Source organism: Clostridium sp. TJA038 (assembly GCF_058310255.1).
This window is the reverse complement of the sequence record NZ_JBZEFA010000001.1, coordinates 924756-939030: the sequence shown is the minus strand read 5'-3', so window position 1 is coordinate 939030 and position 14275 is coordinate 924756. Positions and strand designations below refer to the sequence as shown.

9 protein-coding genes are annotated in these 14275 nt (G+C 27.2%); 2 read left to right on the top strand and 7 right to left on the bottom strand.

Features of this window, described 5'->3' with window-relative positions:
• Nucleotides 1-133 precede the first annotated feature (133 nt).
• Nucleotides 134-1363 (bottom strand): HNH endonuclease domain-containing protein, encoded by a 1230-nt coding sequence (locus AC4FQV_RS04410; protein WP_491164644.1) that lies wholly within the window; start codon nt 1361-1363, stop codon nt 134-136.
• Nucleotides 1364-2020: 657 nt separating this feature from the next.
• Between AC4FQV_RS04410 and AC4FQV_RS04405 the strand changes: the two genes are divergently transcribed.
• Nucleotides 2021-2485: a GreA/GreB family elongation factor gene (locus AC4FQV_RS04405; RefSeq protein ID WP_491138542.1), complete on the top strand. Its 465-nt coding sequence runs from the start codon at nt 2021-2023 to the stop codon at nt 2483-2485.
• A gap of 138 nt (nt 2486-2623) precedes the next feature.
• A complete protein-coding gene (locus AC4FQV_RS04400; RefSeq protein ID WP_491164642.1) occupies nt 2624-4381 on the top strand; it encodes a DUF4091 domain-containing protein in 1758 nt (585 codons plus the stop codon).
• Nucleotides 4382-4437: 56 nt separating this feature from the next.
• Here the strand turns inward: AC4FQV_RS04400 and fliB are convergent, their stop codons facing one another.
• The 6 genes from fliB to AC4FQV_RS04370 all read right to left on the bottom strand — a co-directional run bounded on the left by fliB (nt 4438) and on the right by AC4FQV_RS04370 (nt 14078).
• Nucleotides 4438-5562: a flagellin lysine-N-methylase gene (gene fliB / locus AC4FQV_RS04395; protein ID WP_491164640.1), complete on the bottom strand. Its 1125-nt coding sequence runs from the start codon at nt 5560-5562 to the stop codon at nt 4438-4440.
• Between the two features lie 201 nt (nt 5563-5763).
• Nucleotides 5764-6729, bottom strand: coding sequence for a tRNA dihydrouridine synthase (locus AC4FQV_RS04390; protein ID WP_491164638.1), 966 nt, complete (start codon nt 6727-6729; stop codon nt 5764-5766).
• Between the two features lie 214 nt (nt 6730-6943).
• Nucleotides 6944-7285: a PqqD family peptide modification chaperone gene (locus AC4FQV_RS04385; protein WP_491138547.1), complete on the bottom strand. Its 342-nt coding sequence runs from the start codon at nt 7283-7285 to the stop codon at nt 6944-6946.
• Nucleotides 7278-9215: an OPT family oligopeptide transporter gene (locus tag AC4FQV_RS04380; protein WP_491138548.1), complete on the bottom strand. Its 1938-nt coding sequence runs from the start codon at nt 9213-9215 to the stop codon at nt 7278-7280. Before AC4FQV_RS04380 ends, AC4FQV_RS04385 begins: the two co-directional genes overlap by 8 nt.
• A 722-nt stretch (nt 9216-9937) precedes the next feature.
• A complete protein-coding gene (locus AC4FQV_RS04375) occupies nt 9938-13489 on the bottom strand; it encodes a glycoside hydrolase family 84 protein (RefSeq protein ID WP_491164636.1) in 3552 nt (1183 codons plus the stop codon).
• Between the two features lie 274 nt (nt 13490-13763).
• Entirely contained in the window at nt 13764-14078 is a 315-nt protein-coding gene (locus tag AC4FQV_RS04370; protein WP_491164635.1) for a hypothetical protein, read from the bottom strand.
• Nucleotides 14079-14275 lie beyond the last annotated feature (197 nt).

Here is a 14275-nt window from a genome sequence, read left to right as displayed (position 1 = left end):
ATTTAACTATTTAAAAATAAAACACAAAATTAATAATAAATGTATATTTTTTATAAAATTATTCTCTAAGTTATAGTATTATAAAAACTAAAATTAAATTTCTAATTAAATATAAATTTAATTTTTTCTTAAATTAAAAATTTTTAATAATATTTTCATTTATAATATCTTTATTTTTAAGATTTTGTTCTTTTAAGATTTCCTTACTATTAATTAAATTACAATTCCAAGTACCATATCCTTGATTAAAAGCAATTTGATAAAGAGGCGTTATAGTATTTTTTAAGGAATCTACAAAAATTTCCTTAGATTTTCCCTCGCTTAAATCTAAAGAATAAAGATTTTTATTTACATTAAAATAATCCTCTAAATACTTAGAAGGTATTTTCTTACTTTTTCTTGCTACTTTAAAGGCTTTATATTGCAAATCACAAAAATCATCATAATATCTCTCTAAGTTTGGAAGATTATTTCCCTTTGAACTATTTATGTTTTTAAAAGTAGGTATTAAATTCCAAAGTTCATCATGCAAAACAAAACTCCAAGGTATAAAATGGTCAATACTTATATCACCATAAATATCAAAGTTACTTTTTTCTAATAACTTTCTTGTATATATATCAGTAATCTTCAATTCTTCACTAACTAAATTCCAATATTTTTTTGCCTGTGCTAAGTTACGTTTTAAAGGTGGATATATTTTAAAAGGTATTGCAGGTACATTAGGATTTTTTATCTGCAAATAACATATAAATTTATAGTTTATCCACCCTTCAATAATTGCTTGATTTTCTTTAATATAATTAGCCCAATCAGAACCAAATATTATTATTTTATTCTCTTTATCAATTCTATAAAAAGGTTTTTTATCAGAATTTGACAACTCTACAATATAAGAATGCATTTCACTATCTTTAAGTTTTCTACATAAAATGTTTTCTCTCATACTTATTTTTTCATTATAAAGTGGACGAATAAGCCTATATTGAACATATAGACTTATATTATTTACCTTTTTATTTAATTCTTTATCCTCACTATTAAAAATAAAATCAGATATATAATCTTCATTTTCTTCTCTTGATACATTTAATTCATCATGCAAATAAAAAACTATATCACTTAGTTTATCCTGTACCCCTAAATTAAGCTTATAATACATAATTGGATACCAAACTGTACCAACCATTCTAGAAACTAACCTCTTTACACTAGCTTCACTTTTCCCCTTAATAATCTCCTTATAAATAGCATATAGCCATAACATTTTATAACTAGCAGAAAAGTTTTTCATATCAAGCATTTGCTCAAGATATGCACTTTCTACCTTAAAAGATTTTGGCAAATCCTTCATAAAATTCATTATAAACCTTCTCCTTTATAAACCCTATAAATAATAAATGTAAGTATAAGCTTGTCTAATTTTTTATTATAAACTTTTAAAAGGTATATTATTTTTTAAAATTTACTATTAACTCAAAATTATATTACAATAAATTAATACTTATTAGTCATTTATTATGTTAAATTTATTCTCTAATGTATTTTTTTATATTTATTATAATATTATAACATCAAAATTTAAATAATAAAAAAGTTTAAGTATAGCTATAAATTCTTTATAAAAATTCTTTGTGCCAGAGTTTAGAAAAAATATGCCAGAGTTTTTTTAAAGCAGTCATAGGCTAAAGCCTTGCTATAACTAGCTTTAAAGGCTTTTATGACTACTTTTCCATACTTTTTATATTATTTTATAAAAAAAAAATATACTAATAATTATTTTTTTTATTTTTTCCTCTATATAAAAAATAGTAAAACTTTGGCAAGTATGGCTAAAACCTTTAGGCATCAAGAAATCTTTGGAAATAACTCTGGCATAAAGCAGTCATTAAATAAAAAGGTGCGACATAAATTATGAATAAAATTTGTATATAGAATTTATCTTCTCTCCTTTTAAATTTATTGAAATGATGTATAATAAAAAAATAAAGAGTTAAATAAGTTTTTGGGAGGCTTTGTTATGAATAATTATTTAACAGAGGAAAATGTTAAAAAGTTAAGAGAAGAATTAGATTATAGAATGTCTGTTGTAAGGGCAAAAATTGCAAAGGAAAAGTTAGAGGCAGCAGCCCATGGAGATAGATCTGAAAATGCAGAGTATAAAGAAGCTTGTAGAAATTATAGAGAAAATGATAATAGAATACAATATCTTTTAACTATGATTTCTACAGCTATTATAGTTGATGAAAAGAAAGAAGATAATTCTACTTTAGGGCTAAGCAGTAAGGCTAAGATTAAATTTGTAGAAGAGGATGAAGAGGATATAGTTACTTTAGTTACTACTATGGACCTTGATTTAGAGAATATGTGTATTAGCATAGAATCTGACCTTGGAAAAGCCTTAATGGGAAAAAAGGTAGGAGATATAGTTTCTGTAGAAGCCCCTGGTGGAAGCTACAATGTAGAAGTTTTAGAAATTTTATAAAATTTGAGAAACCTAAAATTTTAGGTTTCTCTTTTTTTATTTTCTTTAATATTTTTTAGAATTTTTCATATTTTAATAAGTAGAAAACTCCCTTATAATGTATTTATTAGAAATTTTTATGTAAGGAGGAGAAATTTTATGGAGAAGGAAAATAAGCTTTTTGCTTCCTTTGCCTCTACAGACTTTCACCATTTTAAAGAAGATTATGAAAATATAAAAAACTTAAATGAAAAGGAATTTGAAGCTACTTTGTGGAAAGGAGAAGAAATTACCTTTAAGATTATTCTCTATACAAAGGACTTTAAGGTTGATAATATAAAAATTTTAAAAAACTCCTTAGAAAACTCTAAAGGTAACTTTATAGATAAAGAGAATATTAAATTGTCTTATCTTTATGAAACAAAGGCCTCCTTAGGAAGAGGAGATACTCCTTCTAAAACCTTATATGTACCAGATATTATTCATAAATATTATGATGGCTTATGCTTAAAGGAAAGGGACTTTAAAAGTGCTTTCTTAAAAATAAAGGTTCCAGAGGATGCTAAAGCTTCTTTATATAAGGGTTCTATTTTTATAGAATATGAAAAGACAAAACTTTTATCTCTTTCCTTAAAGCTTAAGGTTTTAGATTTAACCCTTCCTTCTTCTAAGGAAGGAGATACCTTAATTGAATTTTGGCAACATCCTTTTGCTATAGCTAGATATTATGGTATTTCAGAAAAGGACTTTTTCAAAGAAAAACACCTTTCCTATTTAAAGGATATTTTAATAGAATATAAAAATCTTGGTGGTGATTCTATTATGGCAACTATAGTAGAAGAACCTTGGAATCATCAATCCTATGATAGTGATATTTCCTTAATTAAATGGAATAGAGATGAATTTGGGAAATTCTCCTTTGACTATACTCTCTTTGATAAGTGGATAGACTTTAACCTATCCCTTGGAGTATTAAAACCTAAGGAGAATATAGGAAAGATTAAATGTTATAGCCTACTTCCCTGGGGAAATATTCTTTATTTTAAGGATTATAAGGGAGAGCTTAACTCTTTAAAACTAGAAGTTAATAGCCCTCTTTTTTATGAAATCTTTGAGGATTTTTTAAAGGATTTTATGAAACATCTAAAGGATAAGGAGTGTTTTAATTTAACCTATATCTCTATAGATGAAAGAAGTATTGAAGAAATTGAAGCCCTTTTATCTTTAATAGATAAGGTTAGAGGAAAAGAGGGAGAAAAGTTTAAGGTATCTGCTGCTATTAACTATAACTTAAAAGATGAAAGCTTTATTTTAGATAAAATAGATTATATATCTATTGGTTTATCTCATATAGACCATGACTGTAAAAAAATAAGAGAACTTTCTACTAGAAGAAAAAGTTTAAATCTTTTAACAACTCTTTATACCTGCACAGGAGATTATCCAAATAGTTTTTCTTTAAGTGACCCTGTAGAAAGTGTCTACACTCTTTTATATACTCTTTATGAAAATATGGATGGCTTTCTTAGATGGTCTCTAGATGGATGGGTTAATTCTCCCCTAGAGGATATAAGATATAAATACTGGGAAAGTGGAGACCCTTTTTTAATATATCCAAAAGAAAGAGATACTTTAGGGAAAAGCTTTTATTCAACTCCTAGATTAGAAAAGATAAAAGAAGGAATACAGGATGTAAATAAATTTAAATATTTACTTAAAAATAGTGAAAATTTACGTCCTTCTATAGAAAAGGCAATACTATCCTTAAAAAGAGGGGAAAAAGGAGAAAACCCTTATGGTTCTGCAACCTATGCCTCTCAATACCACAGAATTTTAACCTATAAAGAAGTTAAAAGAATGAAAAGAGAATTAAATAAATTCTCTCTTAAATATATTTCTTTAAGAGAGGAAAAATAAAAAAAGAAAGTTTTCTCTTCATTGAAGAGTTAAACTTTCTTTTTTATAAAATTAACTTAAAAAAGAGTTATAAAACATATATAGCCCATTTCTAAAATGCTTCCTCCAAAGCCTTCCTCTAAAAAGTCTAAAATACCTTCTATATTATTTTCTATAATTCTTGAAAAAAGCATAATATAATTTTTAACATCCTCTTTCTCAATTTTCTCATTACTTATGGAATATTTTAAGAAGGAAGCATATCTAACCATAAGAAATTGAAGGATTATAAGCTGAAAAGAAAGAGTTAAATTTTCCATATCACAACTTATGCAATTTGAGTATATTTTATATAAAATTGCCTTCTCTAAGAAAGGAGTAAATTCCTCAAAGGCCTTTTTAAACTCATCATAATTTTCCTTTAAATAAGTTATCTTAATTTCCCCTGCAAAGCTTTCTATAGGTTCTAAAAGTTCCTTTAAGTTATTAACCTTTAAATAATTTTGCACCATATCTAAAAATAAAGCATTAATCTCCTCTAAAGCTTCTAACTTATTTATTTCTATCTCCTTATAAACATAAGCAACTTCCTTTTTATAGTCCTTATCGTAATATTTTTTAAGCTCCTCTAACAAGGCTTCATAACTAGTATAACTTTCATCCTCTAAAATACTTAAAAGCATATCAAAGGCAATTAAAAGTCTTTCCTCTAAGGAAAAATCTCTTTCCTTTACTATACTAGCTAAGGTATCTCTAATTTTTAAATTTAATAATTCTTCTTCCTCCTCTTCCTTAAAAGAAACAGAAGATAAGGAATCTAAAATATCTAAAACAGCCTTACAGGATAAAGAAAGAGACCTTTCTACTTTATCCTCATGAACGTTTTCAATTCTTGGATAAGTCCTACATATTTTTGATAAATAAAGGTCTCCCTTTTCTTTTACAATATTACAAAGTCCCTTTTCATCTAAAAAGGGACACTTAGAAAAGGTTTCCTTATTTATAAAATAAGCTTCTTCTCCCTTAAATTCCTTTTTCTTAGTTCCTTTTAAAAACTCTTTGCAATCTTTTTTCCACTTTTTATATGTATCCTCATCTATATTAATATCCCATCCCTCACAGCAGGTAAAATCACACTTATCTGCAAGGCATTTAAAATCCTCATAACCTGAAAGGTTTAATACTTTTTTATCTTTTTCCATAATTATCTCCATTTTTCCTACTATAAATTTAAAATTTCTTTTATTAAAGTTAAATTAAAATCCTATCTATGTACTTATATAAATTATACCATAAAGAGAAAAAGCTTTTTTTCTTTAAGCTTTAATAAAGCTTCTTAAAATAAAAAAAGCTCCTTAAAGCATAGTTTTCTATGCCCTAAAAAGCCCTTTACTAAAAACTTATTATTTTTCTAAGCTAAAAAGTCCTTGTCCTCTTATAATATCCTCCTCTAAGAAAAGTCTTGTTAAAGCTTGATTATACTCTATAACATTTTTAGCCTTTCTTATTTCCTTTCCATACTTTTTGCCCTCTGAGAAAATATGTATCATATATCCCCAAAGCTCCTTCATTCTAAATAAGGCATTTTTATCATCCTTAAAAACTTCCCTATACTTATTAAAAATCTCTGAATGAAAGGCTTTAAGTTCTTCCTTACTCATAAATTCTCCCCTTAATATTTCTCTCATTAAGGCAGGATTTGAAAGTATTCCTCTTCCTATCATTATTTTATCTACCTCTTTAAAGTTTTCACAAAAGTTTTTATAATCCTCTAAGGTAAAAATATCTCCATTATAACAAATATTATTTTTACTTAAGGAAAGTGCCTCCTTAAAAATCTCTAAATTTGGAGTGTTGCCATAAAAATCCTCTCTTGTTCTAGGATGAATAATTAACTCCTCCATAGGATATTGATTATAAATATGTAGAAGGGAATAAAATTCAGATGCTTCTGAAACTCCAAGTCTAGTTTTAACAGAAATCTTTATGTCCTTAAGAGTAAAAATATCCTCTAAAAATCTATTTAACTCCTCCTTATGTCCTAAAAATCCAGCTCCTCTTCCCTTTTTAGCTACTGTTCCTGAAGGACATCCTAAATTTAAATTAATTTCCTTATATCCTAAGCTTTGTAGCTTTTTTGCAGTTTCAATAAAGCCTAAGGAATCATTAGTAAGTATTTGAGGAACTAAATTTATTCCTTCATTATTCTCTTTTAAAAGGTCACGAAGCTCCTTTGTCTTTAAACTTTTACTGCTATTTGGAACTACAAAGGGAGCAAAATACTTATCAATTCCTCCAAAAAACTTTTCATAGGCATTTCTATATATAAAGCCTGTAATTCCCTCCATAGGTGCTAAATAATACTTCATTTTCTACTCCTTTTTAAATTTATATTCTCTTATTTATGTAAATATATTTTATTTCCATACTTTAATATGGTCAAGAATAATTTAAAAGCTTTTATCTTATAAAGAAGCTTAAAGCCTTACCTTTTATTTTCTTAAAAAGCTATTTTAATTTTACATAAAATAAAAAAGTAACCTATAAGAGTGTTATCCCTTATAGGTTACCCAAAGAATGAATTTATTCTACTTTTTCAATATACTTGCAATTTAAATATATATGATTTAGGAAAAGTAACAATCTTTCATAAAGAGGTTCTACCTTTTCTCCAAATCTATCCTTTAAAATTTCCCCAATTTTTCTTACAGTGTTTTCACCATTAATATTTAAAAATACCAAACTACCATATTCATCTAAAGTAGTTCTTTTATACATTGGAATTTTAAATTTTAGCTTCCTGAAAAATCTTTGAATCTTATGGTCTTGTTTTTCTAAAATAGTAACTATACCATTTTCATCAACCTCATATTCAATTTTATCAGAAATTTTAAAGTGCATATCTAAAAGCTCTTCATTATCCATTTTCTTTCACCTTATTGTTTTTTACTTTAGACCTCATAATAGGTACAACTGTTGTAAGAACTAAAAGAACTAAGACTATAATAGCCATTCCATTAGAACCTAGGAATCCAGCTGGTGTACCTGGTTTTATGATACCAGTTACTTGTAGGATTATTCCTATTAATCCTATTATAGAACCTCCAGCTACTAATCCTGAAGATAAGCTTATACCATTTGAAACTCTAACTTCTCTATCATGTGCATTCTTAGTAATTTTTTCTACAAATACACGGATTAATGCACCAACTAAGATTATAGAAGTTGTTGAAATTGGTAAGTAGAAACCTATAGCAACAGTCATTATTGGTAGGTCTACTAAGTATAAGAATAATGCCATAACAACTCCAACTATTATCATTGGCCATGGTAAGTTACCTTCCATTATACCTGAAGTTAAAGTAGACATTAAGTTAGCTTGTGGTAAAGCAAATTGAGCATCTGCTCCTGTTTGAGTTAATTGGCTAGCTAATACTAAAACTGTTCCTGTAACAACAACAACACCAATTATACTTGCTATCATGAAAGAATTTTGCATTTCTTTCTTGCTTCCACCTATGATGTAAGTTACCTTTTGAGATTGGCTGTATCCACCTGCTACTGAAATTGCAACAACCATGAATGTAGCAAATAATAAAAGTGCTTTATTATCAGCTTTTCCAGTCCATCCCATAACAACGAATACTAAAGTTAAGATAACTAAAGAAGCAATTGTCATACCTGATACAGGAAGGTTTGATGTTCCTATAGTACCAGTTAAACGACCTGCAACTATTACAAATAGTAAAGATAAGATTATAGATACTATTGCACCTGCTAAAGCCATAGCAATACTATTTGAAATAAAGAATCCAACAACGAAAACTATAACAGCACCTGCTAAAAGTATTATTATAGGTCCGCTATTCTTTTCTCCTTTTCCATCAGCTGAAGAACTTGCTTTTAAAGTTTCTTTTATAGAAACTACTATAGTTGGTATAAGCTTTACAGCTCCTATAATACCACCACAAAGCATCATTCCAGCTCCTATATACTTAACATAGCTTCCTGAGATTGCATTTACATCCATTTGGCTTATTAAGATTGAAGCATCATTCCAAGAATGCATGCTCTTTTCAGCCATATCACTGAAGTAACCTATTAAAGGTGCTATACCAAAGTTTGCTAAGATAGAACCTGCAAACATTGTAAGAGCAACTTCTAAACCAACTATAAATCCAATACCTAGTAAAAGTGGGTTTACTTCTATTGAGAATTTCCACTTATAGAATTTACTACCTACATAGTTTACTGTATTGTTGACTACATTTAAAAATGATCCAGTTAAAACGTTTATGATACCACTTATAACAAAACCAATACCCATAAACTTAATTGATTCTTCACTTCCTTCAGAAGCAACTAAAGTTTCAGATATTGCCATAGATTCAGGATACATAAGTTTTCCATGTTCCTCTATGATTAAGTAGTTGTAAACTAATGATAGTCCTCCTATACCAAATAGAACTCCTCCAACACCAGCTGCTACCCCTTCTAGGAATGTAAAGTTACTTCCTATTAATAAGATAGCTGGTAAAACGAATATCATACCACTGGCAATAGATTCTCCTCCACTTGCCATACCTTGAGTTATGTTTTTCCCAAGAATACCCTTACTACGAGCAAAAATACCTACAAAAACTGACCCTATAATAGCTCCAGGAATACCTGCTGCAACAGTTAAACCTGATTTCATACCTGAATAAGCAGTAGAAGCAGCAAAAATAACAGCTAAGACTATACCTATAATTAAAACTGGAACATTTACTCCTTTTTTGGACTTTCCAGTGAAATAAGGAACGTAATCTTTACCATTTACACCGCCATAAGCTTCCTTAGGTAATTTCTTTTTCATAGACCTAATCTCTCCTTTCATTTATTTATACCAAAATAAGAAGACTTAATTTAAGAAAACTTAATTGATATATTTAAATTTGCTATATTTTCTATAAAATGCACAAATATTATATCTCACCTTATAGAGGGTCTTGTCTACTTTCAATAATAGTTGCACACATTATATACAAAAACTTATTCTTAAAAGATAAAATATTCTTTTAAGTAGCTGTCTTTAATATGCTAAAACTTAGCATAAATTTAAATTATTATGTCTTCATAAAATTATAAAGAAGAAATGCTTATACCTTAAGCAAAATATTACTTTAGTAAGCTTAATATTTTGCTTCTAGTGCTTATTTATTCCCTATTTAGTTTTCCATTATTTCAATGGGTTATTTTACCATTAAAATATTTTTATCATGTTATAATGATACCACTTTATGAGAAAAAAAACCATGATAATTCTTTCACATATACAAAATTTTTACATTTATTATTCTCAAAACTTTAGATTATTAAAATTTAACAATCTTTAACTGTATTTTTTAAAAAAATATTAAAGAATAATAGGTTTTTTTTATGTTTTACATAAGCTTTTATGAATATTTTTAAAAAAAATTGTTTTTTTTTATTATAATTTAAAGAAATTTAAAAAAAGAAGGATTATAATCACTTTTTGTCAATAATCCTTCTAAAAAGATTTTATTAATAAATTATTTTCTTTTTATTAAAATTTATTTAATCTCTCTTTTTCTTATAAACAATAGCTCCTGTAGTAATAGCAACTAAACCTAATTGCATAAATATAGAAGCTGATATTCCTCCTGTATTTGGAAGATTTCCTTCTGGTTTTTCTGAATTTTCTCCCTCTCCATTTTCAGGGTTATTTGGTTTTTCTTGCTCATCATTTTCAGGTTTTTCTGGAGTTTCAGGTTTTACTTCTTGGTTATCTTCTTCTGGTTTTTCTGGAACTTCAGGATTATTTTCTGGCTTTTCTGAATTTTCTTCATCATTTTCTTCTTTTTTAACTAAAGAATCTAAAGCTTCCTTTAAACCTAAATAAGCATTTTCAACTTCTTCATAAGTTGCGTCTTCCTTACCTAAAACTTCTTCAGCTATAGATAATTTTTCACATAAATTTTCAAAAGAATCTAAAGTATAATCATCTTTGTTTAAACCTTTAGCTTTTAAAACTAAATCTTCTAATTTAGTTTTATCTACAGAATCTTCTGTACCTTCTTTAGCAGTTGAAATTCCTATTTCTTGTAAAACTGGTGCAAATCCATCCCAAGATACTTTTATTTCAAAAATATCACCATATTTTCCTGTACTAAATTCATTAAATCCTTTTGATAACTTTCCAACTTCCTTCCATCCTTCTTTATTTCTTATAGAAACTAAAGCATTTGAAATTGTCTTTGGATTTTGAATTATAGTAAATTTAGATATATCAGTTTTATCTGATATTATATAAGTTAACTCACCTTTTTTCGGAGCATTTTCAGCTGGTTTAAAAGATGTATTAAGCTTTCCATCAATTAAATTTTTAGGTTCAAAATTTTCTTCAGCTGAAGGTCTTACATCAAAGTCAACTTCTTTATCTGAATACTCAACTTCTAAAGAATTTAAATTGAATTTAACTTCTTCAGTTCCTTTATTTATAAGACGAATATATCTAACTCTTTCAACCTCAGATAAATCCTCTACTTCCTTCCATTCAGAACCATTAATAGACTTTTGTAAAACTATATTTTTATTACTCTCAAAGTCAACATTTATATTTTTAACTTCTCTTAACTTATTTAGTTTTATACCTACAAAATCATCTTTTCCTAAAACTACTTCTCCTAAACTTAAAGTAGCTTTTCCCTCTTTAATAAATACATCACTTTCTTTAAATGTTTCTAAATTGCTATAAGCCTTGACTTTAGTATTATCAATATCTTCTTTATTTACAGAGAATTCTCTTACTGCAATCCAGTTATTCAATATTTCTTTAGTTGGAATAAATCTTAAATATTTAGCTTCTATATCTAAATTTTCAACAACTATTTTATGCATTTTAGGTCCATAATCTACCCCATCAACATCAGCCCAATTTTCTCCATCTAAAGAATATTGGAACTTGCCATAGTTAAATTCATCCCCTTCATCTTGTCCTTGCTCAAAAATAATATTATTAATCTTAGTAACTTCATCTAATTCAACTGCTACATAATCTCCTTCTTTTGCTGCTCTACGAATCCACATAGAAGAATATCTTGTATTATCTCCATCTGCTATATCTTGAACATGTCCCCAATAAAGCGGTGACATATTTGTATATGGATTAAGTCTTAACTTTTTAAAATCAGGATTTATAACTTGATCTATATTTTCTCCTATAATTTTAGCTAAATCTTTATTGAAAGGAATTAAATATTTTGTTCCTGGTTCTGGTCTTGATTGTCCATCTAATATAGGTGTTCTATGAGATCTTGAAGCTAAATATTCTTCTTCTCCTAAAGAATAATATCTTATAGACTCCTCTAAATCACCTTTTTCAAAAGCTATTGCAGAGTTTATATAAGCTATAGTAGATTCACTTAAATCTCTTAAAGAATCAACCCACCCTTTAATTTCTTTCTTTAAAAGTTCATTTTTAGATTTTTCAAAGAAACTATTAGTATGAGCTACAATTTCTTCATATTCATCAAGAACTACTTTGCTATAGTCTATTATTGATTCTTTATTCCATAATTTTCTCTTAAACTCCTCTATTATAGGTCTTAATTCTTCAGATTCCTCTAAAGATAATCCATGCCAGTTTGGAGCTGGATCACTCATATGCTTTGCAAAAGTATACAATTCTTCACTTGCATCTTTATCTATATATTTAAAAGAATCTTTCCAGCTCTTATCCATATCAAAACCAGCTCTATTCCAACCATAATCAGCTATTGCAAATAAAGCAACTTTAGAAGCTTGAGCTTCTTGCATTGGATTTGTTACAATTCCTTTGAAATTTGTAACTTTAGGATCTAACATTTCTCCTTTTCCCATTAATAATCGCTTATTGTTTATATCGTTTACAGGCCAGTTTAACCACATGAATGCTTGTCTGCCTACAGCTTCTTCAAAAAACTTAAAAGTTTCTTCTGTAACATATCCTAAAACTACATCACCAGTCCACATAATATCTATACTCTTTGGCATTTTACTTATGGTTTTTAAATATTCATTATTTACATCACCACCAGCCGCTTCTTTTGTGTATACTTTAGGAACAAATATAAATTCATATACATCTTTTTTTTCTAGACGCCATTTTTCTAAATCTTCCATAAGTTTCACTTGATTTTCTGCATCACCTTCAGCATCATCTGCAAGAACTCCAAATTGACGAACACCGATACTATATAACTGTTCGAACTTAGCTATTATTTTTTCTAATTCTTCTTTATAATTTTCCTCTGTATCAAAGTTCATTCCGTCCTTTAAGAATGGGTGAATTGTCCAAATAAATTTATTTTTTGTACTTATTCCAACTTCAACCATCTCTTTTATTTCAGCCAATTTTTCAGCTGGGTATGGTTCTCTCCACTTAAGACTATGATATTCATCATCCTTTGGCGCAAAAATATAAGAATTCATTTTAAAATCTCCACCAAATCTCATTAAATCCATACGATTTTCATTGCTCCAAGGAATACCATAATATCCTTCTATAAATCCACGCCATTGTCCATCTGAATAGTCCTCTATTAGAAGTTCTCTTATTTCATTTCCCTCTAATTGATTAAAAATTGCTTTTAAAGAAGTTATTCCATAAAATGCAGAATCAGTATCCTTTCCTAAAACTGCAACTACATTATTCTTTATAGAAACTATATGAGAATCATGTTTATCAAAATGACCTTCTTTAATTAAATTATTCTCTTTAAAATAGTTATCAACTACTTCATTAGAATCCTTTACTCCTACTAGAAAGTTTATTTTATCTTCTCTTATTTCCTCACTTACTTCATGAGAAATCCCCTTAATAGATAAAACCTCTAGTAACCTATTTTTTGTAGCTTCATCAATTTCATCTTCTAAAACTACATTAACATTATCTTGTAAAATTAAAGCACCCTCTCCGTATTTTATACTTTGAGGAATAGGATAAATTTCATATTCCTTAATAGTATCCTCTTTATTTTCCTTAGCTTTTACGCTTTCACTTGGAAAAGCACTTAAGAATGTTAAGCTCATAAGAAAAACTAAAACTTTACTAATTAGTCCTAAGAAATTTTCTCTTTTTTTCTCCATACTTTTTCTCCCTTTTTTTCTAAATTTTGTTTTTTAGTACTATTCTTAATCATATTACTACATTTAGTCTTTTATGTAAATATATTACATAAAAATATTTCTTTATAATATAAACAAAAATTTTACTATTTTACATTTAGTTAATAATAAAATAAAGATTATACGCTTTCTAAAAGCATATAATCTTTATTTTATTAATATTTATTTAATATTTTTTTCGTTGCCAAAGTATAAAATTTTTAGAAAATAAAACTCTTACCTATATTAAAAAGTTCTATCCTTTTTTTCTATAACTTAAAAATCCAAAGGCCATAATAGCTACAACAATTTGCAAAAGTATATAGGAGTATATCTCTTTGGTTTTTAAAATATCATGTTTTATCATTTCCTCCTTTATTCCCTCTCTTTTATCCCCTCCTTTAAAGGAGTTTTCAAAATCCTTACAAAGTTCATAATCCTTGTTTACTATTTTCTTACTTTCCTTAAGCATTATATTATTTCTAGGAATTGCACTTAAAAAAGCTACAGAGAGAAGAAGAAGGGTAATTTTAAAAATTAATTTCAAAAAATCCTCTTTCTTTTTGTTCATTAACCTTATTCCCTTTTCCATATTTTTCTTTTTAATTTTATTCTTCAACATATTACTACATATAAAAACCTTTGTAAATATATTACATTTATTTTAATATGGCTTATTTTTAGATTCTTTGAAATTATTTTTACTTTAAGCTATAAATAAATTCTATTTTTACCCCTTAAAATTTATAAGACTATTACCTCTTAAAT

Coding starts and splice junctions, on each gene's coding strand:
- AC4FQV_RS04370 (WP_491164635.1), bottom strand. CDS start 14,078: ATGAACAAAAAGAAAGAGGATTTTTTGAAATTAATTTTTAAAATTACC.
- AC4FQV_RS04410 (WP_491164644.1), bottom strand. CDS start 1,363: ATGAATTTTATGAAGGATTTGCCAAAATCTTTTAAGGTAGAAAGTGCA.
- AC4FQV_RS04385 (WP_491138547.1), bottom strand. CDS start 7,285: ATGGATAATGAAGAGCTTTTAGATATGCACTTTAAAATTTCTGATAAA.
- fliB (WP_491164640.1), bottom strand. CDS start 5,562: ATGGAAAAAGATAAAAAAGTATTAAACCTTTCAGGTTATGAGGATTTT.
- AC4FQV_RS04390 (WP_491164638.1), bottom strand. CDS start 6,729: ATGAAGTATTATTTAGCACCTATGGAGGGAATTACAGGCTTTATATAT.
- AC4FQV_RS04405 (WP_491138542.1), top strand. CDS start 2,021: ATGAATAATTATTTAACAGAGGAAAATGTTAAAAAGTTAAGAGAAGAA.
- AC4FQV_RS04380 (WP_491138548.1), bottom strand. CDS start 9,215: ATGAAAAAGAAATTACCTAAGGAAGCTTATGGCGGTGTAAATGGTAAA.
- AC4FQV_RS04400 (WP_491164642.1), top strand. CDS start 2,624: ATGGAGAAGGAAAATAAGCTTTTTGCTTCCTTTGCCTCTACAGACTTT.
- AC4FQV_RS04375 (WP_491164636.1), bottom strand. CDS start 13,489: ATGGAGAAAAAAAGAGAAAATTTCTTAGGACTAATTAGTAAAGTTTTA.